Origin of the sequence: Nocardia sp. NPDC050793, from assembly GCF_040654065.1 — a bacterium.
GTDB lineage: Bacteria > Actinomycetota > Actinomycetes > Mycobacteriales > Mycobacteriaceae > Nocardia.
In genome coordinates this window covers 51,164-76,439 of the sequence record NZ_JBFAHG010000018.1, presented here as the reverse complement: position 1 = coordinate 76,439, position 25,276 = coordinate 51,164, and the positions used below count along the sequence as shown (strand labels likewise).

General features: G+C 68.8%; 20 protein-coding genes and 1 tRNA gene. 17 read left to right on the top strand and 4 right to left on the bottom strand.

Annotation, left to right across the window (positions count from 1 at the left end):
* Positions 1 to 209 (bottom strand): acetyl-coenzyme A synthetase N-terminal domain-containing protein (locus AB0H50_RS34560; protein WP_357461215.1); only part of this gene is annotated, 209 nt, incomplete at its 3' end.
* Positions 210 to 603: 394 nt separating this feature from the next.
* Between AB0H50_RS34560 and AB0H50_RS34555 the strand changes: the two genes are divergently transcribed.
* The 5 genes from AB0H50_RS34555 (at position 604) to AB0H50_RS34535 (ending at position 6,509) form a co-directional block, all read left to right on the top strand.
* Positions 604 to 2,112, top strand: a complete 1,509-nt coding sequence (locus tag AB0H50_RS34555) for an ABC transporter substrate-binding protein (RefSeq protein ID WP_357461231.1) — start codon at positions 604 to 606, stop codon at positions 2,110 to 2,112.
* Between the two features lie 61 nt (positions 2,113 to 2,173).
* Positions 2,174 to 3,100 carry an ABC transporter permease gene (locus AB0H50_RS34550; protein ID WP_357461213.1) on the top strand — a complete coding sequence of 309 codons (927 nt, stop codon included), beginning with the start codon at positions 2,174 to 2,176 and terminating at the stop codon, positions 3,098 to 3,100.
* Positions 3,093 to 4,058, top strand: coding sequence for an ABC transporter permease (locus AB0H50_RS34545; protein ID WP_357461211.1), 966 nt, complete (start codon positions 3,093 to 3,095; stop codon positions 4,056 to 4,058). Before AB0H50_RS34550 ends, AB0H50_RS34545 begins: the two co-directional genes overlap by 8 nt.
* 8 nt (positions 4,059 to 4,066) lie before the next feature.
* On the top strand, positions 4,067 to 5,734 hold the full coding sequence (locus AB0H50_RS34540) for an ABC transporter ATP-binding protein (protein ID WP_357461209.1): 1,668 nt from the start codon (positions 4,067 to 4,069) through the stop codon (positions 5,732 to 5,734).
* 28 nt (positions 5,735 to 5,762) lie between these two features.
* Positions 5,763 to 6,509 carry an oxidoreductase gene (locus tag AB0H50_RS34535; protein WP_357461207.1) on the top strand — a complete coding sequence of 249 codons (747 nt, stop codon included), beginning with the start codon at positions 5,763 to 5,765 and terminating at the stop codon, positions 6,507 to 6,509.
* 534 nt (positions 6,510 to 7,043) lie between these two features.
* On the opposite strand, the gene AB0H50_RS34530 is transcribed toward AB0H50_RS34535, so the two are convergent.
* Positions 7,044 to 7,913 (bottom strand): HAD-IB family hydrolase, encoded by an 870-nt coding sequence (locus AB0H50_RS34530; protein ID WP_357461205.1) that lies wholly within the window; start codon positions 7,911 to 7,913, stop codon positions 7,044 to 7,046.
* A 368-nt stretch (positions 7,914 to 8,281) separates the two neighbouring features.
* On the opposite strand from AB0H50_RS34530, the gene ssd reads away from it, so the two are divergent.
* From ssd to AB0H50_RS34495, 7 genes are all read left to right on the top strand, one after another.
* On the top strand, positions 8,282 to 9,394 hold the full coding sequence (gene ssd / locus AB0H50_RS34525; RefSeq protein WP_357461203.1) for a septum site-determining protein Ssd: 1,113 nt from the start codon (positions 8,282 to 8,284) through the stop codon (positions 9,392 to 9,394).
* Positions 9,391 to 10,578, top strand: a complete 1,188-nt coding sequence (locus AB0H50_RS34520; protein WP_357461201.1) for a TadA family conjugal transfer-associated ATPase — start codon at positions 9,391 to 9,393, stop codon at positions 10,576 to 10,578. Before ssd ends, AB0H50_RS34520 begins: the two co-directional genes overlap by 4 nt.
* 161 nt (positions 10,579 to 10,739) lie before the next feature.
* Positions 10,740 to 11,363 (top strand): hypothetical protein, encoded by a 624-nt coding sequence (locus AB0H50_RS34515; RefSeq protein ID WP_357461199.1) that lies wholly within the window; start codon positions 10,740 to 10,742, stop codon positions 11,361 to 11,363.
* A 540-nt stretch (positions 11,364 to 11,903) separates the two neighbouring features.
* Positions 11,904 to 12,518, top strand: coding sequence for a type II secretion system F family protein (locus tag AB0H50_RS34510; RefSeq protein WP_357461196.1), 615 nt, complete (start codon positions 11,904 to 11,906; stop codon positions 12,516 to 12,518).
* Positions 12,519 to 12,962: 444 nt separating this feature from the next.
* Entirely contained in the window at positions 12,963 to 13,163 is a 201-nt protein-coding gene (locus tag AB0H50_RS34505) for a DUF4244 domain-containing protein (RefSeq protein ID WP_357461193.1), read from the top strand.
* Positions 13,164 to 13,354: 191 nt separating this feature from the next.
* A complete protein-coding gene (locus tag AB0H50_RS34500) occupies positions 13,355 to 13,687 on the top strand; it encodes a TadE family type IV pilus minor pilin (RefSeq protein ID WP_357461229.1) in 333 nt (110 codons plus the stop codon).
* 295 nt (positions 13,688 to 13,982) lie between these two features.
* Positions 13,983 to 14,930: an Rv3654c family TadE-like protein gene (locus AB0H50_RS34495; RefSeq protein ID WP_357461190.1), complete on the top strand. Its 948-nt coding sequence runs from the start codon at positions 13,983 to 13,985 to the stop codon at positions 14,928 to 14,930.
* 298 nt (positions 14,931 to 15,228) lie between these two features.
* Here the strand turns inward: AB0H50_RS34495 and AB0H50_RS34490 are convergent, their stop codons facing one another.
* A complete protein-coding gene (locus AB0H50_RS34490; protein WP_357461188.1) occupies positions 15,229 to 17,580 on the bottom strand; it encodes a DEAD/DEAH box helicase in 2,352 nt (783 codons plus the stop codon).
* A gap of 499 nt (positions 17,581 to 18,079) precedes the next feature.
* On the opposite strand from AB0H50_RS34490, the gene AB0H50_RS34485 reads away from it, so the two are divergent.
* Both AB0H50_RS34485 and topA read left to right on the top strand, forming a co-directional pair.
* Entirely contained in the window at positions 18,080 to 18,286 is a 207-nt protein-coding gene (locus AB0H50_RS34485) for a cold-shock protein (protein ID WP_019044597.1), read from the top strand.
* Positions 18,287 to 19,164: 878 nt separating this feature from the next.
* Positions 19,165 to 21,966: a type I DNA topoisomerase gene (gene topA / locus AB0H50_RS34480; RefSeq protein WP_357461227.1), complete on the top strand. Its 2,802-nt coding sequence runs from the start codon at positions 19,165 to 19,167 to the stop codon at positions 21,964 to 21,966.
* Between the two features lie 219 nt (positions 21,967 to 22,185).
* Here topA and AB0H50_RS34475 read toward each other — a convergent pair whose 3' ends face one another.
* Positions 22,186 to 22,731: a DJ-1/PfpI family protein gene (locus tag AB0H50_RS34475; RefSeq protein ID WP_357461186.1), complete on the bottom strand. Its 546-nt coding sequence runs from the start codon at positions 22,729 to 22,731 to the stop codon at positions 22,186 to 22,188.
* Positions 22,732 to 22,871: 140 nt separating this feature from the next.
* Between AB0H50_RS34475 and AB0H50_RS34470 the strand changes: the two genes are divergently transcribed.
* From AB0H50_RS34470 to AB0H50_RS34460, 3 genes are all read left to right on the top strand, one after another.
* Positions 22,872 to 24,077 carry a DNA polymerase III subunit delta' gene (locus AB0H50_RS34470; RefSeq protein WP_357461183.1) on the top strand — a complete coding sequence of 402 codons (1,206 nt, stop codon included), beginning with the start codon at positions 22,872 to 22,874 and terminating at the stop codon, positions 24,075 to 24,077.
* A 72-nt stretch (positions 24,078 to 24,149) separates the two neighbouring features.
* Positions 24,150 to 24,225: transfer RNA gene (locus AB0H50_RS34465), tRNA-Thr, on the top strand.
* A 141-nt stretch (positions 24,226 to 24,366) separates the two neighbouring features.
* On the top strand, positions 24,367 to 25,212 hold the full coding sequence (locus tag AB0H50_RS34460; protein WP_357461180.1) for a helix-turn-helix transcriptional regulator: 846 nt from the start codon (positions 24,367 to 24,369) through the stop codon (positions 25,210 to 25,212).
* Positions 25,213 to 25,276: the final 64 nt, after the last annotated feature.

Here is a 25,276-nt window from a genome sequence, read left to right as displayed (position 1 = left end):
TCGACGAACCACTTGGCGACGGGTGCGTCGCTCCAGTCCAGGACCTGTGTCCACTTCTGATGCCAGTGCAGCCGCTCGGCCTGCTCGGCCCAGAAGGCGTCGCGATCGTCGGCGGCCGCCCGGTACAGCGCGGCGTCGGCATTCGCCGCGGCGGCGAATTCCGCGCTGGGCGGATACGAGTCCCGGTGGTCTGCGGTGGTTTCGGTCATCACGTCTCTTCTTTCGCGTCGGCTCTGCCCGATCTCGACACTAGTCACCTGTGACCTACGCCGCGCCGATGAGTACGCACCGGATCGCGCCGCCGCGGTGGCATAGTTGCGGTGTTTCGCCGATGTTGCCGCATTGGTAACAAGTGAAACGAACATAGGGCGATCCGATGACAAGGTCCCCCGCCGATGGCTAACGTCCCTGACATCCGAGGCGGGACGTGGGCACGCGCTGGAGAGGATCACGGGGCGCGGGCCGTGTAGCCGCCTTCGACCTTCTCGAAATCGGGAGTACGCGTTGCGATTCCACAGAGTTACCGCGCTCGTCGCGGGCGTCCTGCTGGCCACGAGCCTAGGACTGTCCGCGTGTTCCACCGGCGACGGCGCCGACGCCGACATGGTCACGGTCAACGGCGCCGAGCCACAGAACCCGCTGGTGCCGACCAACACCAACGAGAACATGGGCGGCCGGGTGGTCGACCGACTGTTCGCCGGGCTCAAGTACTACGACGCCGACGGCAAAGCGCACGACGAGATGGCGCAGTCGATCGAGACCGCCGATCGGAAGAACTACCGGATCACCATCGAGCCGGATTGGAAGTTCACCGACGGCACGCCGGTGACCGCCAAATCGTTCGTCGACGCGTGGAACTACGGCGCGCTCGGCACCAACGCGCAGCTCCAGAGCTATGTGTTCTCGCCGATCCTCGGCTTCGACGAAGTGTCGGCGGAAAAGCCCACCGCCCAGACGATGTCAGGCCTGAAGGTTGTCGACGATCGCACCTTCACCGTCGAGCTGAAGGCGCCCTCCATCGATTTCGAGAGCGAACTCGGTTACGCGCCCTTCTATCCGCTGCCCGAGGCGGCGTTCCAGGATATGAAGGCGTTCGGGCAGAACCCGATCGGCAACGGACCGTACAAGTTCGCCGACGCGGGCGCCTGGGAGCACAACGTCAAGATCGATCTGGTGCCCAATCCGGACTATCGGGGCGGCCGCCCGGCCAAGAACAAGGGCCTGCGGTTCGTCATGTACCAGTCCTTCGACACCGCGTACGCCGATCTCCAGTCCGGCAATCTCGACGCGCTCGACACCATTCCGGCCAGCGCGCTCTCGGTGTACAAGCAGGAGCTCGGCGATCGCGCGATCGCCAAGCCGGTCGCGCAGAACCAGCACATCGGCGTCCAGTCCAATGTCCCGCACTTCGCGGGCGAGGAGGGACTGCTGCGCCGCCGCGCCATCTCGCTGGCGATCAACCGGGAACAGATCTGCGAGAAGATCTTTCACGGCACCCGCATCCCGGCCCGCGACTTCACCGCGAGCACGCTGCCCGGCTTCGACGGCAACCTGCCCGGTTCGGAGGTGCTGAAGTACAACCCCGAGGAGGCCAAGCGGCTGTGGGCGCAGGCCGACGCCATCTCGCCGTGGTCGGGCCGCTACGAGATCGCCTACAACTCCGACGGCGGGCACCAGGCGTGGGTGGAGGCGGTGGCCAACAGCGTCAAGAACACCCTCGGTATCGACGCCATCGCGGTGCCGTACCCGACCTTCAAGAACATCCGCGACGAGGTGAACGCCGAAACCATCGGCAAGTCCTTCCGTTACGGCTGGCAAGGCGACTATCCGACGATGCTGCAGTTCCTCACCTCGCAGTACTACAGCTACTCCGAGACCAACAACGTCAACTACGACAACCCCGAATTCGACCGCCTGCTCGACGCCGCGCTCGCCGCGCCGACCCAGGAGGAGTCCTACCGGATCATCGCCCAGGCGCAGGCACTGCTGATCAGGGACATGGCCGACATCCCAGTGCTGGACTACGTGGCGGCGGCCGGACATTCGGATCGGGTCCGCAACGCCCACCTGGCCTGGAACGGCCTTTTCGACTTCGAGGGCATCGAGAAGTAGACGCCGCGGGTGCCGGGCCGACCGCGAAAGCCGGCCCGGCTCCGCACTTTCCGGAGGAAATATGGCTTGGTATGTCGTGCGGCGCCTGCTCCAGATGATCCCGGTGTTCCTCGGCGCGACGCTGCTCATCTACGCGATGGTCTTTCTCATCCCCGGCGATCCGATCAAAGCGCTGGCCGGTGAGAAGCCGCTCACCCCGGCGGTAGAGGCCCAGCTGCGCGCCAGATATCACCTCGACGAGCCGTTCATCACCCAGTACCTGTTCTACCTGAAAGGCATCCTGACCTTCGATTTCGGCACCGCCTACTCCGGCCGTCCGGTGCGCGACGAGCTGGCGAGGGCCTTTCCGATCACGATCAAGCTCGCCTTCATGGCGGTGTTCGTCGAAGGCGTGTTCGGCATCGTGTTCGGCCTGATCGCGGGGCTGCGCAAGGGCAAGCTGTTCGATTCGACGATGTTGGTGGCCAGCCTGGTGATCATCGCCGTGCCGGTGTTCGTCGTCGGCTATGTCGCGCAGTTCCTGTTCGGCGTGAAGTGGGGCATCGCGCCGACGACCGTCAGCGCGAAGGCGAGTTTCACCGAACTGCTGCTGCCCGCGTTCGTGCTCGGATCGCTCTCGTTCGCCTATGTGCTGCGACTGACACGAAATTCGGTGGCAGAGAACATGTCCGCCGACTACGTGCGCACCGCGACCGCCAAAGGACTGAGCAGGCGCCGCGTGGTGACCGTGCACATCCTGCGCAACTCGATGATCCCGGTGGTTACCTTCCTCGGCGCCGATCTCGGCGCGCTGATCGGCGGTGCCATCGTCACCGAGGGGATCTTCAACATCCCCGGCGTCGGCGGCACGCTCTACCAGGCAATCCAGCGGGTGGAGCCGCCGACGGTCGTCTCGTTCGTCACGGTGCTGGTGGTGATCTTCTTGCTCGCCAACCTGATCGTGGATCTGCTCTACGCCGCACTCGATCCGAGGATCCGCTATGCCTGAGCTGGAGAAGAATGTGAGCAGCGACATCCGGCCCGGTCAGGAGTACTACGTCGCGCCTGCCGACGAGGTGGAGGTGCTCGCCACCGACCGCGTCGACGCGTCGGGCGAGCCGACCAGCATCTGGGGCGACGCGTGGCGGCAGCTGCGGCGCAACCCGATCTTCCTGGTCGCCGTGCTGTTGATCGTGGCGGTGACGGTGGTGGTGCTGTGGCCGGGCTTGTTCACCGATCAGGACCCGCGCCGCTGCCTCGGCGACGACATCATGGCGCCCCCGCGCCCGGGACATCCCTTCGGCTTCGACCGGCAGGGTTGCGACGTCTACACCAGGACCATCTACGGCGCGCGGGCCTCGGTGCTGGTCGGGCTGAGCGCGGCGGCGCTGTTCGTGCTGATCGGCGGCACGCTCGGTGCGGCGGCCGGGTTCTTCGGCGGGGTGTTGGACGAGATCGTCTCGCGCATCGCGGAGATCTTCTTCGCCATCCCGATGATGCTCGCCGCGATCGTCCTGCTGCAGATGCTGCGGCCGGCGACCATGTGGAACGTCGTCCTGGTGCTCGCCTCGTTCACCTGGCCGCAGGCGGCCCGCATCGCTCGCGGCGCGGTCATCGAGGCCAAGAACAGCGAATACGTCACGGCGGCAAAGGCGTTGGGCGTCTCCAGAACGGGAACGCTGGTCCGGCATGTGCTGCCGAACGCGGCGGGCCCGCTCATCGTGGTCTCCACGATCTGGCTGGGGGTCTTCATCGTCACCGAGGCGACGCTGTCGTATCTCGGGGTGGGATTGCCGCCCGACATCGTGTCCTGGGGCGGCGACATCGCGCGGGCCAAGAACGATCTGCGTACCTCGCCGGCAATCCTGTTCTATCCCGCCGCCGCGCTCGCCATCACGGTGCTGAGCTTCATCATGCTCGGCGACGCGGTGCGCGACGCGCTCGACCCGAAGGCAAGGAAGAGGTGAGCGTCGCGATGACGGACCGTCCGCTGCTCGAAATCCGTGATCTCGACGTCTGTTTCAGCTCCGAGGGCAGGCAGGTGCCCGCCGTGCGCAACGTCGGCCTCACCGTGTACCCGGGGCAGACCGTGGCGATTGTCGGTGAGTCGGGTTCCGGGAAGACCACCACGGCACACGCCGTCATCGATCTGCTGCCTGGCACCGGCCGGATCACCGCGGGGTCCATCGTGTTCGACGGCAAGGACCTCACCAAGGCGTCGAAGAAGGAGATCCTCGCGGTGCGCGGGCGCGGCATCGGGCTGGTGCCGCAAGACCCGATGTCCAGCCTGAATCCGGTGTGGAAGGTCGGCTTCCAGGTTCGGGAGACGTTGGAGGCCAACGGGATCGCCAAAGGATCCGAGGCGCGCCGACGGGCCGTCGAACTGCTCGAGGAAGCGGGCATGTCGGATGCGGCACGGCGGGTGAATCAGTACCCGCACGAATTCTCCGGCGGCATGCGGCAGCGGGCGCTGATCGCGATCGGGTTGTCGTGCCGTCCGAAGCTGTTGATCGCCGACGAGCCGACCTCGGCGCTGGACGTCACCGTGCAGCGCCAGATCCTCGATCATCTCGACGGGCTGACCGCCGAACTCGGCACCGCCGTCCTGCTCATCACGCACGACCTCGGGCTGGCGGCCGAGCGGGCCGAGCACCTGGTGGTGATGTACCGGGGGCGGGTGGTGGAATCCGGTCCCGCGCTGCGCATTCTGCGCGATCCCCAGCACGCCTACACCAAGAAGCTGGTGAACTCCGCGCCCTCGCTCGCCTCGCAGCGGCTCTCCGCGGTGCGCAAGCGGATCGAGATTCGCGAGCAGGCCGAGCAGGTCGCCGAGGCCGAAGCGGTCGCGCCCGACGTGGTGGTCGCCGAACGCCTCACCAAGGTGTTCCCGATCCGCGGCGCAGCGCCGTGGAAGTCATCGGAACTGCGCGCGGTCGATGACGTTTCGTTCCGGCTGCGCCGTGGCACCACCACCGCCATCGTCGGCGAATCCGGCTCGGGCAAGTCGACCGTCGCGCAGATGGTGCTCGGTTTGCTCGCGCCTACCTCCGGCGCTGTCGCCTTCGACGGACGCGACGTGACCACATTGGACCGCAAGGGCGCCTTCGCCTTCCGTCGCCGGGTGCAGCCGATCTTCCAGGATCCATACGGCTCGCTCGATCCCATGTACTCGATCTTCCGCACGATCGAGGAGCCGCTGCGCATCCACCGGATCGGCACGCCGAAGGAGCGCGCCGCGGTGGTGCGCGACCTGCTGGACAAGGTGTCGCTGCCCGCCTCGGTGCAACGGCGCTATCCGAACGAGCTGTCCGGCGGCCAGCGTCAGCGGGTCGCGATCGCGCGGGCCCTCGCGCTGTCTCCCGAGGTTGTGGTCTGCGACGAGGCCGTGTCCGCGCTCGACGTGCTCGTGCAGGCGCAGATCCTGAATCTGCTCAACGATCTACAGGCCGAGCTGGGGCATTCCTACCTGTTCATCTCGCACGACCTGGCCGTGGTGCGCCAGATCGCGGACGACGTGCTCGTCATGCAGCAGGGCCGGGTCGTCGAGGCGGCGAGCGCCGCGGAGGTGTTCGACCACCCGCGCGAGGACTACACGCGCAGGCTGCTCGACGCGATCCCGGGGCGGGATCTGCTGGCGGGGTGAGGCGAGCGCGCAAGTAGCCTCGTATCCCGTGACCGACCCGCTGCAGCCCCTCGTCGACCTGCCCGGCGTGCGCGACGCCGCCGACCGCGCCCGCGATGCGCTGGCCGCGGTGCACCGGCACAAGGCGAACCGGCGCGGCTGGCCGACCACCGCGGCCGAGGCGGCGGTGCGCGCGGCACGGTCCTCCGCGGCCATCGACGGCGGCAGCACAGATCTGCCCGCCGACGGCCGGGTGGAGGATCCGATTCTGGCCGGCTCGCTGCGCGTCGGGCAGGCGCTGGACGGCGACGCCCTGCGCAACCTGGCGGGCACCTGGCAGCGCGCACCGCTCCAGGCGCTGGCCCGGCTGCACCTGCTTGCGGCCGCCGACTTGGTCACCGACGAACAGCTGCTCGGGCGGCCACGCGCCGACGCGGGCGTCGCCGAGCGACTTGACCTGCTGGCGCAGACCGTGTTGGCCACCAAGGCGCCAGCGCCGGTCGTCGCGTCGGTGGTGCACGGCGAGCTACTGGCGCTGCGACCGTTCGGCACGGCGGACGGGATCGTCGCGCGTGCCGCGTCGCGGCTGGTGTCGGTGGCAAGGGGCCTGGACCCGCACAGCCTGGGTGTGCCGGAGGTGTTCTGGTTGCGGCGCAAGCAGGCGTACGAAGCCGCGGCCGCGGAATTCGGAACAGGCAGGCCCGAGGCGGTCGGCGGTTGGGTGATTCTGTGCTGCGGCGCGCTGGAGGACGGCGCACGTGAGGCGACGTCGATCGCCGACGCGGCGTCGGGATAGCGGCTCGGAGCGGCGTCCGGCTTTCGAACTCCCCCCGGCACATCAAAGCGGGCGGCGTTGTCGTTGACGACCTCACCGCCCGCTAGCACGGACTACCGGGTTACCAAGCGTGCTAGGTGGGTTGTGTTCTGCGGCCTCGGCGACTATTCGAACTCCGCCGGTTCATCCCCGCAACCTGTGCGAGGCCTTCGCCGTCGACAATTCGAATCTCGCAGGCCCACAACGCTTCTGCCCTTGTCGCGGCGTGCTCCGCGTGGGTGCCTGGTGTCCGTGCTGGGAAGGGTGGGATGGGAGACTGAACCTTCTCTTCCGGTTCCGCCTTGGCCTTCCGTCCTTCCGTGACTCATTTCTACCACTGTGAGCGGGCTCACTCAAGGGTCGAGAAAACAATGAAAAATCGGCGTGTTCGTCGGCGTTTCGTGCTTGAATGCCTGGTCGCGAACGCCTCTGGGGCGGGCCGTCGAACCCGCGGCAAGCCATCGGCTACCCGCGTTGAACAGCGCGGCGGCGGGCAGCAGGGCGCGCAGTCAATGATCAGCGGCGGCGGCGCAGCAGGCGATAACTGATCGCTCCAGCCAGCACCGCGCTGAGTCCGACAGCCGCCGTCGCGGCAAGGGTGGTCGACGAGGGCGACTGGAACCGCGCCCACAGCGAGACCGGGTTGGAGAAGGCGAGGATCGGCCAGCCGCGGGCAGTCGCCTCGCGGCGGAGGTTGCGATCCGGGTTCACGGCCGTCGGGTGGCCGACGGCGCTCAGCATCGGCAGATCGGTCACCGAATCGGAGTAGGCGTAGCAGCGCGATAGGTCGTAACCCTCTGCGGCGGCGAGCTTTTCGATGGCCTCGACCTTGCCTTCGCCGTAGCAGTAGAACTCGACATCGCCGGTGTACTTCCCGTCCTCGACGACCATCCTGGTCGCCGCGGTGCGTGAGGCGCCGAGCACTTCCGCGATGGGGCCGACCATCTCCTCGCCGGACGCCGAGACGATCACCACGTCGTGGCCCCGAATCTTGTGGTCGGCAATGAGATCGGCGGCCTCGGCATAGATCAGCGGGTCGACTAGCTCGTGAAGTGTCTCGGCGACAATGGATTTCACCTGCTCGACGTCCCAGCCCGCGCACATCTTCGTCAGATGTTCGCGCATCCGCTCCATCTGGTCGTGGTCGGCGCCCGACAGCAAAAAGAGGAAGTGAGCGTAGCTGCTCTCCAGCACGGCCCTGCGATTGAGCAGCCCCTGGGCGAAGAACGGCTTGCTGAACACGAAGGTGCTCGATTTCGCGATCACTGTCTTGTCCAGATCGAAGAACGCGGCGACGCGCCCGCGCCTGGTCGGGGCGCTGTCCGCTGTCGTCGCGGCGCCCGCCTGGTGGTCCGGATCCGTTGTTTGGTCGCCCTCGGCCGTCACCCGTTCAGAATATGCACGCCGTGCAAATGCCGGTGGGCGGGTCGGGTCCGCGGGTGCGGCCACGAGTTTGCTCGACAGACGCCGGAGCGGCGGCGACGGCAAAGTTCTTCGATGACGGACTTGCGTGCGTGCCGGGGATTGGGTGTAGTATTGCTGGCACCTGGACATGGTCCAGGCGCGTTCAGCCCGACCCCCCGGGGCTGAACCCGACGGCCCCAGCCTCCTCCCCCCCCGGCTGGGGCCGTCCTCTATTTCGGGGACGAATACCCCTTGTTCGTCGGTCCGGCGGTTGTCCACAGCGTCGGAGTTATCCACATTCGGCATCTCGGGTCTTCTGGCGAGCCTCCGCTTGCACCACGCTGACCTGCATGGACAACGACGTCGCGCAGACGGCCCCGATCTCGCCCGCGCTCGTGCTCATCCGGGATGTCCGGCTACGAGACGAGGTCCGCCGGGTCGCCGCGGCCGCGGAACGCCTGCTCGACGAACGCGAGCCGCCGGTGGGCAGACACGCCTGGTCAGGAGCGCCAATGGTGATCCTCGACACAGCCGCGGCGGGTGAGTGCGCGGCGGCCGGTTACCCGCGCCGCGGCGGCGTCGTTCTGGTGACCGATGGGGAGCCCGGACTAACCGGATGGCAGGCAGCGGCGGCGGTCGGAGCCGAGCGCGTCATCGCGCTGCCGGGGGCCGCGGTGGGGCTTATCGAGAAGTTTGCTGAGCACGGCGAAAGGCGCGCGTCCGACGGTGTCGTGGTGGCTGTCGCCGGTGCGAGCGGTGGCGCGGGAGCCTCCGTTCTCGCGGCCGCCACCGCCCTGCGCGCCGCCGCCGACGGGTTCCGGCGCGACACTCTCCTCGTCGACGGAGCGCCCCTCGGCGGCGGTCTCGACCTGCTGTTGGGCATCGAGACCGGCACTGGGCTGCGCTGGCCGGACCTGGTCGTCGAAGACGGCAGGATCGCGGCGACGGCGTTGCACAGTGCGCTGCCGAAGGCGTCACCGGGCCTGTCCGTGCTGTCCTGCGGCCGCGGCGGTGCCGGTCGATTGCCGAGCCCGATCGGGGCGGGCGCCGCCCGCGCGGTGATCGAAGCAGGCCGTGCCGCAGGCGATCTCGTGATCTGCGACGTGTCCGGTGAGCGCGGCGCGCACGCGGAGCAGATGCTCGAAAGCGCGGATCTGGTGGTGTTGATCGTGCATGCCACGCTGCGGGCGGTGGCCGCGGCGGAGTCCGTCGCGGCGTACATCGGCAGACGAAATCCCAACCAGGGCTTGGTGGTCCGCGGTCCGGCGCCGGGCGGCCTGCGCGGAGCCGAGGTGGCCGAGGTCCTCGACCTGCCGCTGCTGGCGGCCGTCCGCGCCGAAGGTGGTGTGGCGGCCCGCCTGGAACGCGGCGGACTCTCCACGCCGCGGCGCGGGCCGCTGAAAGACGCGGCCGATGCCGTGCTCGCGGTGCTCGGCGCGCCGACCGTGCGGCGCGAACGGTGAGCGCGCTGGTGACGGCCGAGCTCCTGGATCGCGTGCGGGAGCGGCTGGCGGGGGAACCCGGCGATCCGGACCCGGCGGCGGTGGCGGCGGCCATTCGCGCCGAAGCGGGCGGCGTCCTCGGTGACACCGACCTGCTGCGCGCGCTGCGGCTGTTGCAGACCGAGATGACCGGCGCGGGCGTGTTGGAGCCCCTGCTGCACGATCCGCGGGTCGCGGATGTCCTGGTGACGGCGCCCGACGCGGTATGGATCGACCGCGGGCACGGGCTGGAGAAGACCCCGGTCACGTTCCCGGACGAGGCGGCGGTGCGCAGGCTTGCCCAGCGGTTGGCGCTTTCGGCGGGGCGCAGGCTCGACGACGCGCAGCCGTGGGTGGACGGTCGGCTGGCCGGAACCGAAGCGGCGCTTGGTGATTCGTTCGGCGTCCGGCTGCACGCGGTGCTCACGCCGATCGCACACGGCGGAACGTGCCTGTCGCTGCGAGTGCTGCGCCCCGCCACCCAAGGGCTGGGCGCGCTTGCGGCGGCGGGCGCGGTGCCGCCGGACGCGAAAACCCTGCTGGAGCGCATCGTCCGGGCCCGGCTCGCGTTCCTTGTGGTCGGCGGCACGGGCGCGGGGAAAACTACCCTCTTGTCCGCGCTGCTCGCCGAAGTCGACGCCCGCGAGCGGATCGTGTGCGTCGAGGACGCGGCCGAGCTCGCGCCGCCACACCCGCACGTGGTGCGACTCGTGGCACGCACGGCGAACGTCGAGGGCGTCGGGGCGGTCACGGTGCGCGACCTGGTGCGGCAGGCGCTGCGCATGCGACCGGACCGCATCGTGGTCGGCGAGGTTCGTGGCGCCGAAGTCGTCGATCTGCTCACCGCGCTGAACACCGGGCACGATGGCGGCGCGGGCACGGTCCATGCGAACTCCCCGCGGGAAGTCCCCGCCAGGTTGGAAGCGCTCGCCGCGCTCGGTGGCATGGACGGCGCGGCGCTGCACAGCCAATTGGCCGCCGCGGTGCAGGTGGTGCTGCACGTGCACCGGCGGGCGGACGGCTCGCGCGGTCTGCGGGAGATCGGCGTGCTCGACCGTGACGAGAGCGGCAGGGTGCGCATTGTCGCGGCTTGGCGCGCCGACGATGCGCCGATTCCAGGTGCGGCCGGGCTGGCAGCTCTGCTGGCGGAACGGATCGGTCGATGAGCGCGGCGATGGTGTGCTTGGCGCTCGCGGTGCTGACGGTGCCTCCGGTAGGTCCAGGCCGAAGAATGCGAGTCCTGTTCGCGCGGCACGAGGTGCTAAAGCCTCAGTACCGCAACATTTTTCGTGTCGTCGCCGGTTCGGCGCTTGCGTCCACTCTGCCATTGGGCATCGGTGTCTTCCTCGCCGCGGCGATGCTCGCGGGCACCGTGGGCCTGCGTCGGCGACGGGCTCGCGCCGACCGCCGTCGTGCAGAAGCATGCGCCCATCTCCTCGACGCGCTCGAGGCGGTCATCGGCGAATTGCGAGTCGGCGCGCACCCGAGTGCGGCAGCGGATGTCGCCGCGAGGGAATCGCGCGGTGCGGCGGCCCACGCTTTCGCTGTCAGCGCCGCGCGCGGCAAGCTGGGCGGTTCCGCCGCCGACGGTCTGCGCGACCCGCACGCCGTCATCGGCGCGGAGCTCGCTCGCATCGCCGACGCGTGGCGGATCGCGGAACATTACGGCCTGGCGCTCGCCGAACTCCTGACGGCCGCTCGCGCAGACCTGGTGGGCCGCATCCGTTTTCGCGCTCGCGCCACCGCCGCCCTCTCGGGTGCTCGCGCTACCGCCACTGTCCTGTCCACCCTCCCGCTGCTCGGCTTGGCCCTGGGCCAGCTGATGGGTGCCGACCCGCTGCGAGTCCTGTTCGCCTCGGCGGCGGGAAGCCTGCTCCTCCCACTCGGGGTGGCACTGGCCTGTATCGGGCTGCTGTGGAGCGATGCGATCACGCGAAAGGCGCTGGTGTGAAGGGGCGCGATGCGGTGTGCGGGGAGCGGGCGCCGGTCCTGCTGGTCGACGGCGCGCCGGAGGTGAGCGGGAGTCGGATGGGTCGGACCGAATCCCAGCGGATGCTCGGTCGGCTGCGCGTAGCGATCGGCTATGTCCTGACGGCGTTCCTTGCTCCGGCCTCGTTGGCGCCCGCCTCGTCGGCACAGGCCGCGATGGCTTCGACGGAATGCGGGGGCGGTGCACCTCATCGGGCGATCACCACGGCGCGTGCGCACGTCTTGGTAGCGAGTCGAGCTTCGGTAGCGAATCGGGTTGCGGTGGTGGGTCGGGCTTCGACGAGTTGGGATGCGGTGGCAGGTCGGAGTGCGGTGGCGTGTCGGGCTCCGGTGATGGGTCGGGTTGCGGCGGTCGGCGGGGTTGCGGTGGCGAGTCGGCATGCGGTGATGGCTCGGGCTTCGGTGGCGGGTCGGAGTGCGGCGGCAAGTCGGAATGCGGCGGCGAGTCGGGATGTGATGCCGACCGGTTCTGACGGATTCGGCCGGGTGGAAGGGGATTCGGATGGCTGTCGAGGCCAGTGTCGCAGCGTTGGCGATGGCGGGGGCGTTTGCTTTGTGGCCGGGGCGCGTCGGCGTCGGTCGGAGGCTGCGGGTGCTGTGGCAGGCCGAGGAGGGAAAGGAGGCGGAGCCGGAGAAGCCGCGCACCTCCGATCCGCTCGATATCGCGTCGGTGTTCGATCTGCTCGCCGCGTGCCTGCGAGCGGGTCTGCCGATGGCGGATGCGGCGCGCGCGGTGGCGGCCGGCGCACCGCAGGCGGTGGGCGCGGCACTGCGCACTGCCGCAGATCTGCTGGCGCTCGGAGCGGAGCCGAGCGCGGCGTGGGAGCGTGCGGCGCGGGATGCGCAGGGTCGGCCGGGAGCCGCCGAGATCGATTCGCTGGCGCGGATGGCGCGCCGTTCGGCGCGGTCGGGCGCTTCGCTGGCGGTCGCCGTCGGAGAACTCGCCGACCAGCACCGACGCGCCGTCGAGGATGCGGCAGCGGCCCGCGCGGAACGCGCGGGCGTGCTGATCGGCGGGCCACTGGGTCTGTGCTTCCTGCCCGCGTTCCTGTGCTTGGGGATCGTGCCCGTGGTGATCGGACTGGCGGGCCGCGTCCTCGAAGGAGGTCTCCTGTGAACGGGGACCTCCTCACGAGTCGTGCTCGACGGCAACAGGCTTGCCCGCGCGGATCGGCCGCGCGGGCCCAAGAGAAAGGGGAAGCCGGTGCGAATCGAGAAACCGACGGACCGCATGCGGCGACGAGTTGTCGGCCCGCTGCTCGCCGAGCGTTTGGCTCGCGCCCAAGCGGCCGTGCGGGATTCGACGGCCGAAGTGGTCCGTACGCTGCGTGGTTCCGCGGAGGCGACGGCGGGCTCGCGAAGGAGTCCGATCCAGCGGGTCGCCCAGGTAATCGGCATTCGAGCAGCCCGGATCCGTGTGAGGTTGCGCAGGAAGGTGATGCGGCGCGGGATGGCTACGTACGGAACCGGAAGAGGCCCGGAACTCAGCCGGGCCGTATCGTCGAGAACAGCAGCGGGCGAGGCAGATTCGGGGTCTCGATCCCGCCCGCTCGGCGGCCGGGTGAAGGCGGCCATTGCACAACTCCAGCTTCGCACGGCGCGGGCAGCTGTCGCCGACGATGGCATGAGTACGGCGGAATATGCCATCGGAACGATCGCCGCGGCGGCCTTCGGCGCGGTGCTGTACGGAGTGGTCACCGGGGATTCGATCGTGGACGCGTTGACGAAGATCATCGATCGCGCCCTGAACACGACGGTGTAGTCGCGGAGGCCGTTCGACATGCTGGCGGGCCCGTCGCGGCGGGTGCCGGAGGACGTGTCGGCGCCCGTCGTGTCGCGGATGATGGCGGGGTCATCACGGCGCTGGCCGGACCATGTGGTGGTGCTCGGCCGGTCACGGATGATGGTGGGGCCGTCGCGGCGGGTGCCGGAGGACGTGTCGGTACTCGTCGGATCGCGGACGATCGTGGGGCCGTCACGGTGGAGGCGGCGATCGCGCTCGGTTCTCTCGTCATTGCGGTGATGGTTTGTCTCGGAGCCCTGCTCGCGGCGTCGACGCAGGTCCGCTGCGTCGACGCCGCCCGCGAGGCAGCACGCCTCGCGGCACGCGGCGACGATGCCAACGCCGTCGGGACGGCCCGTCGCGTCGCTCCGCCGAACGCCGCCGTCTTGCTCCGCACCGAGGGCGAGCACGTCGTCGCGGTGGTCTCGGCCCGGACACCGTTCTTGCCCATCGAGCTACGTGCCGAGGCGGTGGCGGCTCTGGAGCCGGAGGTGGCGCGGTGAACGGGAGGGCCGGTCGCACCCGCGCCATAGCGAGCAGGCCGACGTGGCCGTCGCCGCTACACAGGACAGGAAGAGTATCGGCGAGCTGGGCGACAGTGTCGCTGCCTGCCTACGCACGCCGTCCGTCACCGGTCGGCGTACGTAGGCCACGACCTGACTCGCCGTTGCGCTGGCGGTCATCGCTCGGTGTGTGTCGACACGGTGCGATGTTGTGCTGGCCGTTCCTGGTCGGCGTGCGTCGACCTGACGTGGTGTTGTGCTGCCGGTCATCGGTCGCGTGCGTCGGTTTGAGGCGATGTCGTGCTGGCCGGGCCCGATCAGCGTGCGTTGGCTCAACGCGGCGTTGCGCTGCGGGTCATCGCGCGGTGTGCGTCGATCGCGTCCCGACGCGATGTTGCCCTGCCGGTCACTGGTCGGCGTGAGTCGACCCAACACGGCGTTGCGCGGCCGGTCACCGGTTGGCATGTGCTGGCCGGAGACGATGTTGCGCTGGCGGTCCCTGGTTGGCGTGTGTCGATTCGACATGGCGTTGCGCTGGTGGTCATCGGTCGGTGCGCGGCGACTGCGACGCGAGGCGATGTTGCGCCCGAGATCTCTGGTCGGGGTGCGGTGGTCCGACTCGGTGTCGCGCTGGTGGTCATCGGTTGGTGCGCGGCGACTGCGACCCGGGGCGATGTTGTGCTCGCGATCTCTTGTCTGGGTGTGGCGGTCCGACGCGGTGTTGCGTTGGCGGTCCTTGGTCGGTGTGCGTCGACCGCGACCCTGCGCGACGTTGCACTGCCTGTCTCTGGCCGGTGTGTGTCGACCCGGCGCGGTGTCGCCGTGCCCGTCATCGTGTCTAGCGCTGGGAGCGTGGTGCGGAAGGAAAGGGAGCGGTCGATCGCCTAGTGAGAGAGGTGAGCGGGGTGGGGCGACGGTGTTCGCGTGCGTGGCGTTGATCGGGTTGATCGCGGCGGCGTTGGTGATCGGGCAGGTGGGGATGGTCGTGGTTGCGCGGCATCGGGCGCAGGCGGGAGCGGATCTGGCGGCATTGGCGGCGGCCGGGGCATTGGACGGAGGAACCGAGGCGGGATGTAAGGCGGGGGAGGAGGTGGCGCGGCGGATGGGATCGCGGATTAGAGAGTGCCGGATCGATGGATGGCACGCGACGGTGGCTGTGACGCGGAATATACCAATGGGTCTGTTCGGGGTGCGGACGGTTCATGCGGTTGCTCGGGCGGGACCGGTCGCGGAGGAACTGTGAGCGATGAGTATGCACACTCGTCAGTGTTAGTTCCGCACCACGAATTGAACCATAGGAATAATCGAATAATTACGATGCGATATCTATTTTACCCGCGGGTACGGGAATTCTTTGGCGATGAATCCGCACGTCGAGTGCCACGCACCATGGCAATACCCCAGTTAACATGAATCTAATCCTTTTTATTCGAGCGCCTATCGCGTCCTACGCGACGGGACGGCAGGGGTCGACCGGGGCAGCCGACGGCCGACGACCGCCACCTGGATGCCGCTCCGGTCACGCCAGGAGGACGCTGCCGTTACGAATCGAGTTCCGCCTCGTCACCTGCGGGAATGTCGGTCTCGGCCGGACGGTTCAGCTCGGCCAGTACGGCGGACAGCAGCCGTGCCGCGGCCCCCTTGTCGAGTGGGTGGTTGCCGTTCCCGCACTTGGGCGACTGCACGCACGACGGGCAGCCCGCCGCGCACGCGCAGGACTCGATGGCCGACAGGGTCGCCGCGAGCCAGCGACGCAGCTGGCCGAAGCCGCGTTCGGCGAAGCCGGCGCCTCCGGGCTGGCCGTCGTAGACAAAGACGGTGGGCAGACCGGTGTCCGGGTGCTCGGCGGTGGACACACCGCCGATATCCCATCGATCGCAGGTGGCGACCAGCGGCAGCAGGCCGATCGCGGCGTGCTCGGCGGCGTGTAGCGCGCCCGGCACCTGCCGCGGGTCGATGCCTGCGGCGGCGAGGAGTTCGGGGGTGACGGTGTAGAAGACCGCGCGAGTGGGCAGGGTCTGCGGCGGGAGATCCAGCTCGACCAGGTCGAGCACCTCGCCGGTGGGCAGGGTGCGCAGATAGCCGATCACCTGGCTGGTCACGGTCACCTGCGCCAACGCGCTGGTCACGGCCCCATAGCGGTGCTGTTCGGTGAGGGTATCGACGGCGATGTTGGTGACCTGCCGCGCGCTGGTGGTCCAGCCGGGTTCGGCCGCGTGCACGAACGCGACGCCGCCGTCGAGGTCGAGCTCGTCGACCACGTAGGTCTCGCCCTGGTGCAGGTGGACCGCGCCTTGGTGCAAGGTGGCGGGGGCGCGCCCGGCGTCGGCGGTGCCGAGCAGCCTGCCGGTCTCGTCGTCGACGATGGCGACCGGGGCGCCGATGCCGCCACGTACGTCGACGTTGTCGTGCGGCTGCGTGTCCGCGGTCACATACCAGCGCGCGGCGCCGTCCCGGCCTGCCACGCGACGTCGGATGAGCCCCTCGGCCGCGAGGTCGGCGAGGACCTCCCGCGCGCCGAGTTCGTCGACCTCGGCGTCGGTGAGCGGCAGCTCGAGCGCCGCGCACAACAGCTGCGGTCCCAATACATAGGGATTGCGCGGGTCGGTGATGGTGGCCTCGACCGGCTTGTCCAGCAGCGCTTCTGGATGGTGTACGAGGAAGGTGTCGAGCGGATCGTCCCTGGCCACGAGCACGACGAGCGAGCCTTGGGCGCGCCTGCCCGCGCGGCCCGCCTGCTGCCAGAAGGAGGCGACGGTGCCGGGGAAACCCGAGATCACCACCGCGTCCAAGCCCGCGATGTCCACGCCCAGCTCGAGGGCATTGGTGCTGGCCGCGCCGAGCAGTGAACCGTCGGAGAGGGCCGTCTCCAGTTCGCGCCGGTCCTCCGCCAGGTAGCCCGCGCGGTAGGCGGCGATCCGCTCGGCGAGGGTCGGATCCACCTCCGTGAGGAGCCTGCGCGCTTCCATCGCGGTGAGTTCGGCGGCGCGTCTCGACCGGACGAAGGTGAGCGTTCGCGCACCCTCGACCACCAGGTCAGCCATGATTCGTGCCGCTTCCGAGGTCGCCGAGCGGCGAACGGGCGCACCGTTCTCGCCGGTCAGCGTGGTGAGCAAAGGCGGCTCCCACAGCGCGACGGTGCGCGGTCCCTGCGGCGATCCGTCCTCGGTCACGGCGACACAGGGCGCGCCGATCAGCCGGGATGCCGCGGCCGCCGGTTCAGCGGTGGTCGCCGAGCACAGGACGAAGACCGGGTCGGCGCCGTAGCGGGCCGCGATCCGCCGCAGCCTGCGCAGTACCAGGGCGACGTGCGAGCCGAAGACGCCCCGGTAGGCGTGGCATTCGTCGACGACAACGTAGCGCAGCCTGCGGAAGAGCCTGGCCCAGCGCTGATGGGAACGCAGCATGCCGACATGCAGCATGTCCGGGTTGGTGAAGATCCACCGCGCGTTCGCCCGTACCCATTGGCGGATCTCGGCGGGGGTGTCTCCGTCGTAGGTCGCCGGATGCACTTCCCGCAGCGGGCCTTCGTGCGTGAGTGCGCCGATCGCGCGAAGTTGATCAGCGCCGAGCGCCTTGGTGGGGGAGATATACAGGGCGGTTGCCTTCGGGTCCTCCAAGAGCGCGGTGAGCACCGGCAATTCGTAGCCGAGGGATTTACCGGACGCGGTTCCCGTGCTCACCACGACGTGCCGCCCCGCCGCTGCCAGGTCGGCGGTCTCGTTCTGATGCGTCCACGGCGCCGCTATCCCGGTATTGCGCAGCGCCTCGACGACGTCAGGAGCCGCCCAATCCGGCCACGCGGTGACGCCCTCGGCCCGCGCGGGCAGCTCTACGACGTGGGTGAGGCGGGGATCGCCGTCCAGGCCTCCCGTTTGGACACGGTTCAGCAACGATCGCCCGTATCCGGGGCCGCTGCCGCGCCCGGTTCGCGCCACCTGGTCCGTTGGATTCACGGTGTGGCGACCCCGACACGCGAGGAAAGTGTGAAACGTGTGTGGTTGGGAAGGCTCACCAGCCATTTCGATACCAAATAGCGACCTGGGTCACAGTCCGTTTGCCAGATGCCGTCCCGGTTATCCAAGGGCAAACGAACCTGAAGTACGGATTTGAGCATTGTGTCCCTCACCTGCGCATTCGCAAGATCAACTTTTTTGCAAATTGTCGGTAACTCGACTGTTGAATTGCTCGAAGACATGGTTCACTGGTTCCTGGTCGCAAGCTTCTGTGTTCGAGGGACGGATCCAAAGTCCAAACCGTCAGCAGGATCGATGTTGCGAACGGTGTGCTTGGTGCTTTCCTGCAGGGGGAACCAAGAGTACAGCGGTCGGAACGGACCCGGTGGACGAACCCAGTTGTCCGCCGTTCCGGTAAGAAAAGAGAAGGAACAGAATGGCACAGGGAACTGTGAAGTGGTTCAACGCGGAGAAGGGGTTCGGCTTCATCGCGCCCGAGGACGGCTCCGCTGACGTCTTCGTCCACTACTCCGAGATCCAGGGGACGGGTTTCCGCACCCTCGAGGAGAACCAGAAGGTCGAGTTCGAGGTTGGCCAGGGCACCAAGGGCCCCCAGGCCACCGGAGTTCGCGCGCTCAGCTGAGCGACGCTGATCCACAGCTCGTCCCCCACCACCGGTGACCGGAGGTGGGGGACGAGCTATATCCGGGGTAGGTCGAAAAGGGACATTCTGTTCGTGAAAAATATGAACAAAATGTACCGCTGTACCAATCGGTGCGTCTCCCGATGGGCGCTGACACCCAAAAGGGCCGGTTCATGAGCCCTCGCGCCGCTCCGGGGAAAGTGTCAATCGCCTGAGTCGATCCGGTCAGCGAGCACAAAACCGCAGCTCCAGGACCTAACGGCAACCCGCCCGTTGCCATTGGCCGAGCGCTGACCGGGCAACCGGGCCAATCGGACGCCCGGGTCGGTCGGCGGGTGAGTTACGCGTGCCGCAGCTTCGCCCCAGCAGAGGTCATTGACTTCAGCCCGGACTTTCGTATCACAGCCCGAGCCGCCGGTAGATCGGTCGCGAACAGAACCGCGTGGATCAGCAGGTCACCCCGGTCGACGCCGAGCCGCGCCGAAGCCTCTTGACGTCCATAGGGATTGGCGCCCGACCACACATCCGGCCGCCCCCTCACTCCGTATAAAACGGAGAAAGCATCCAACAGCCGGGCGTCCCGATTGCTTGGGGACGAGTGGCACGAGTCGAATGCACGCGCACCAGCGCGGCAAACAACAGGGCATACTGATCGGCAGTGATCACGTACGCTCAGTGGTTCGGGTCGCAAGCCTCGACCACAACCAGCGTCAAGGTATAAACGTGACTGGTAGCGATGTCAGCGTCGCCGCCGCTTGCCCCAAACCGTGCACAAACGCGCACCAGCGCGCCGCGCGGGTCGAGAAGGAAAGGTGTTTTCGCCGGTGGCAACACGAGACCGCGGTGCAGCCGACCAGGGCCGTCCCCTGCGTCGTCTCGTGATCGTCGAGTCCCCGACCAAGGCCCGCAAGATCGCGCCCTACCTGGGTCGCAACTACACGGTGGAAGCCTCCGTCGGCCACATCAGGGACCTCCCGCGCGGTGCGGCGGACGTGCCCGCCAAGTACAAAGGGCAGCCGTGGGCGCGCCTCGGCGTGGACGTCGACAACGATTTCGAGCCCATCTATGTGGTGAGCCCGGACAAGAAGGCCAAGGTCACCGAGCTCAAGAGCCTGCTGAAGGACGCCGACGAGCTGTATCTGGCCACCGACCCCGACCGCGAGGGCGAGGCGATCGCCTGGCATCTGCTGGAGACGCTGAAGCCGAAGGTGCCGGTCCGCCGGATGGTGTTCCACGAGATCACCGAGCCCGCCATCCAGGCCGCGGCCGCCGACACCCGTGAGCTCGACCCGGATCTGGTCGACGCGCAGGAGACCAGGCGCATTCTGGACCGGTTGTACGGCTATGAGGTCAGCCCGGTGCTGTGGAAGAAGGTCATGCCGCGCTTGTCGGCGGGCCGGGTGCAGTCCGTGGCGACCCGCGTGATCGTCCGGCGCGAGCGGGAGCGGATGCAGTTCCGTTCCGCGGAGTACTGGGATATCGCGGCCAAGCTGGACGCGGGTACCGGCGAGGCGGTCGACGCCTCGAATCCGCGAACCTTCGGCGCGCGGCTGGTGAACGTCGATGGCGCGCGGGTCGCGACCGGTCGAGATTTCGGGCCCGACGGTCAACTCAAGTCCACCAACGGTGTGATCGTCCTGGACGAGGGCTACGCGCGGCGGTTGGCGGAGGCGCTCGACGGCGCGGATCTGGTGGTGTCCTCGGCGGAGGCCAAGCCGTACAGTCGCAAGCCGTACGCGCCGTTCATGACGTCCACGCTCCAGCAGGAGGCGGGCCGCAAGCTGCGTTTCACCTCCGAGCGGACCATGCGGGTGGCGCAGCGGCTGTACGAGAACGGCTACATCACCTATATGCGTACCGACTCGACCACGCTGTCGGAGTCGGCGATCGCCGCGGCCCGCTCGCAGGCGACCCAGCTCTACGGCGCGGAGTACGTGCACCCCACGCCGCGCCAGTACACCCGCAAGGTGAAGAACGCGCAGGAGGCGCACGAGGCGATCCGCCCCGCAGGCGACACCTTCGCCACGCCGGGCCAGCTGCACGCGCGGCTCGACAACGACGAGTTCCGGCTCTACGAGCTGATCTGGCAGCGCACCGTCGCCTCGCAGATGGCCGACGCGCGCGGCACCACGCTGACGCTGCGCATCACCGGTGTCGCGGGCACCGGCGAGGAGTGCGTGTTCTCCGCGTCGGGCCGCACGATCACCTTCCCCGGCTTCCTCAAGGCATACGTGGAGAGTGTGGACGAGGAGGCGGGCGGCCAGTCCGACGATGCCGAATCCCGGCTCCCCGCACTGGAAGAAGGCCAGGGTGTCACCGCGGTCGAGCTGAATCCCGATGGGCACACCACGAATCCGCCCGCGCGCTACACCGAGGCTTCGCTGATCAAGACGCTCGAAGAACTCGGCATCGGCCGCCCCTCGACGTACTCCTCGATCATCAAGACGATCCTGGACCGCGGATACGTGTACAAGCGCGGCAGCGCGCTGGTGCCGTCGTGGGTTGCGTTCGCGGTGGTCGGGCTGCTGGAGGCCTACTTCGGCAGGTTGGTCGACTTCGACTTCACCGCCGCCATGGAGGACGATCTCGACGCCATCGCCGGCGGCCGGGAGCAGCGCGGAAACTGGTTGTCCAGCTTCTACTTCGGCGGCGATCACGGCGTCGAGGGTTCGGTCGCGCGGTCCGGCGGGTTGAAGAAGATGGTCGGCGAGCAGCTCGACGACATCGACGCCCGCGAGGTCAACTCGATCAAGCTCTTCACCGACGCCGAGGGCCGCGACGTCGTGGTCCGGGTCGGCCGTTTCGGGCCGTACCTGGAGCGGATGGTCGTCAATCCCGATGACCCCGATGGTGATCCGATTTCCCAGCGGGCGAACCTGCCCGACGATCTGCCGCCCGACGAGCTGACCCCAGAAGCCGCCGAGAAGCTGTTCTCGACGCCGCAGGAAGGGCGCAGCCTGGGCGTCGACCCGGAGACCGGGAACGAAATCGTCGCCAAGGAAGGACGTTTCGGCCCGTACGTCACCGAGGTCCTGCCCGAGCCCGCCGCCGAAGAGCCGCCGGCCAAGAAGACCGCGAAGAAGGCGGCCGCGCCCAAGCCGCGCACCGGTTCGCTGTTCAAGTCCATGGATCTGGCGACGATCACCCTCGACGATGCGCTGAAGCTGCTGTCGCTGCCGCGGGTAGTCGGCTCCGATCCGGCATCCGGTGAAGAGATCACGGCGCAGAACGGCCGGTACGGCCCGTACCTGAAGAAGGGCACCGATTCGCGGTCGCTGGCGTCGGAGGACCAGATCTTCACCGTCACGCTGGACGAGGCGCTGAAGATCTATGCCGAGCCGAAGCGCCGCGGCAGGCAGGCCGCGAGCGCGGCGCCGCTGCGCGAGCTGGGCAACGACGCGGCCACCGGCAAGCCGATGGTGATCAAGGACGGCCGGTTCGGTCCGTACGTCACCGACGGCGAGACCAACGCCAGCCTGCGCAAGGGCGATGAGGTCGAGACCATCACCGACGAGCGCGCCTCGGAGCTGCTGGCCGACCGGCGCGCCCGTGGCCCGGTGAAGAAGGCGGCGAAGAAGACCGCGGCCAAGAAGACCACCGCCAAGAAGGCCGCGGCCAAGAAGACGACCACCACCGCGAAGAAGACCGCGGCCAAGAAGACGGCCGCCGAGAAGTCCTGAGCGCGGGTTCCCGGTGGGTCGGCCTCGGTCGGTCCGGCCCGTATCCGGGAAGGACCGACCATGGCCGATCGTGCGCGCGAAGAGCTGGACAGGCAGAACAGCACCTACTCCAGGGCCTCCTGGGCGCCGGAGCGAAGGCGAAGGTCGCGCAGTGGGCACAGCCGGACGTAGTCCGTCCTCAGACCCCGCGCATGGCCGGAGTGAAGGCGGAGGTACGCCTTATTCGCGCAGCAGCCGGAGGAATTCGCGCATCCAGGCGGGATGGTCCGGCCAGGCGCGGCCGGTGACGATGTTGTCCTCCACGTGCGCCTCGCTGTCCACGAACTTGCCGCCCGCGGCCTCGATGTCGGGGGCGAGGGCGGGGTAGGCGCTGCATGAGCGGCCGGTGAGCACGCCCGCCGCGGCGAGAATCAGCGGGCCGTGGCAGAGGGCCGCGATCGGCTTGCGTTCCTCGGCGAAATGCTGGACGACGCGCTTGCAGTCCAGGTTGTTGCGCAGGTATTCGGGCGCGCGACCGCCGGGCACCACGAGCGCGCCGTAGTTCTCCGGCGTGACGTCCGCCAGCGCGAGGTCAGCGGGCCAGCTGTGGCCGAGCTTCTCGGTGTAGGTGTCGAAACCGTCCGCGAAGTCGTGGACGACGAATTGGAGCTTCTTCACGGTCGGCGCCGCGATGTCCACCTCGTGCCCCTCTTCGAGCAGGCGCTGGTAGGGGTAGAAGACCTCGAGGTCTTCTGCGGCGTCCCCGGCGATCAACAGGATTCTCACGATGATTCCACCTCCGCAACGAGGATCCGCCAGTGCAGTGAGCTCGGTCAACGACTTCGCGATCGATGCCGCGTGTCGCGCGGGGACAGGCCGTGACCGGCCGGGGGAACGTGTCGGATCGGACGGTTAGGGTGTATGCCGTGGCGGGAGTCTTCGATCGGTTGGTCGGCCAGGATGCGGTCGAGTCCGAGCTGACGGCTGCCGCGATCGCGGCCCGCGCGGGGGTGGTCGATGGCGCGATGACGCACTCCTGGTTGTTCACCGGACCACCGGGATCCGGCCGATCCATTGCGGCACTGTGTTTCGCGGCGGCCTTGCAGTGCACCGATGCGGGCACACCCGGCTGCGGCAAGTGTCACGCCTGTACCACCACCATGGCGGGCACGCACGGCGACGTGCGGCGGGTGGTGCCCGAAGGGCTGAGCATCAGCACCAAGGAAATGCGCGAGATCGTGCAGATCGCCTCCCGTCGCCCGAGTACCGGGCGCTGGCAGGTGGTGGTCATCGAGGACGCCGACCGTTTGACGGAGGCGGCGGGAAACGTGCTGCTCAAGGTGGTCGAGGAGCCGCCGGATCGCACGGTGTTCCTGCTGTGCGCGCCCTCGGTCGACCCGGAGGACATCTCGGTGACGCTGCGCTCGCGCTGTAGGCACGTGCACCTGGTGTCGCCCTCGGTCCCCGCCATCGCCCGGGTGTTGAAGGAGCGCGACGAGCTCGACGAGAAGACCGCGAACTGGGCGGCCTCGGTCAGCGGCGGCCACGTCGGGCGGGCAAGGCGGCTCGCCACCGACGAAGAGGCGAGGGCGCGCAGGCAGCGCGCGCTGGCCTTGGTGTCGGCCGTCGCGCGACCGGGCGCGGCCTACGCCGCCGCCGACGAACTGGTGAAGGCCGCCGACGACGAGGCCAAGCAGATGAGCGCGGCCCGCGACGAACGCGAACGCGAGGAGCTGGCCACCGCGCTCGGCGCGGGCGGGACCGGAAAGGGCGCGGCGAGCGCAACTCGCGGGTCCGCGGGCGTGCTGAAGGATTTGGAGCGTCGGCAGAAGTCCCGCGCGACCCGCACCGGTCGCGACGCTCTCGATCGCGCGCTGATCGACGTGGCGGGGGTGTACCGCGACGCGCTCGCCGTCCGCTTCGGCGCCGCGCGCGCCAGCTCGGGCGTCACCCTCACCCATCCGGACATGTCCGACCAGATCCACGACCTCGCCGACCGCGTCCGCCCCGAAGGCCTGCTGCGCTCCATCGAGGCCGTGCTCGCCTGCCGCGAAGCCCTCGACCTCAACGTCAAGCCCCGTTTCGCCCTCGCGGCCATGGTCGCGGCTATTATGGCTGCCCAATCCGCCTGACCGCACCCCTCGCGACCACCCGTTTTCGCGATCCAGGCGCGGAGACGATAGACTCGCGTCGCCGAAAGGCACGCCGCCTTAGCTCAGTCGGTAGAGCGCTTCACTCGTAATGAAAAGGTCGGGGGTTCGATTCCCCCAGGCGGCTCCACGAAAGATCCAGGTCAACGGCTGAATCAGTCAGATGCCCAGTACGGCTCCGGATCAGTGCTGCTGCACGACCGACTGATCGAGTCGCCCCACCTCCGGCCGACGGCCCGGCGACCGGCGCGTGACGTTGCTACCGTGGCTCGTGGCCAATGAATCCCCGCAGCATCCCCGTGAGGAACTCCGTCACTTCCTGCGCACGCGACGCGCGCGGCTCGGGCCCGCGGACGTCGGCATGCCGGTGACGGGGCGGCGACGGACGCCAGGGCTGCGGCGCGAGGAGGTCGCGGTGCTGGCCGGGGTGGGGGTCTCGTGGTACACGTGGCTCGAGCAGGGGCGTGATATCACCGTGTCGACCGAGGTGCTCGAGTCGATCGCCGACGTGCTGCGGTTGAGCCGACCGGAACGGGCGCACCTGTATCTGCTGGCCGGTCTCAACCCGCCTCCCGCCCTTGATGTTTCGGGACCAGAGGTGACGCCCGAGGTGCGGCAGTTGCTCGACGCGTGGGGGCGGCGGCCCGCGCTGGTGCGGGACAGGTACTGGAATGTGCTGGCGTACAACGACATGGCGCGCGCGGTGTTCGGCTTCGACGGAACCGCGCACAACTGTCTGATCACCTACTTCACCAATCCCCGCTATCTCGCGATGGACGAGCGGTGGGCGGCCGAGGCTCCCGCGGTGGTCGCCGCCTACCGTGCCGATGCCGCGCTGTTCCCAGGCGATCCCGAATTCCGCAGGGTCGTGGAAGATCTCGCGTCGGCGAGCTCCGAGTTCGCCGAGCTGTGGGAGCGGCACGAGGTGGGCGTTCCCGTCCAGGCGGTGAACGCGCTGCGGCATCCGGAGGCCGGTGACCTGTTCTTCGACGCGACGACACTGACCGTCGCCGATCATCCCGGCTGGTCGCTGGTGCTCTACAACCCGCAACCCGGTACCGATACCGCGACCCGCCTCGATCGGTTGTCCTGCCTGCGCCTGGCCGACTCCGCCTGAAAGGTGGTGGTGCCACGCCCACCATAAATGCGCACTGTTCGCCTCTCGCGCCGGTCGGCACGCT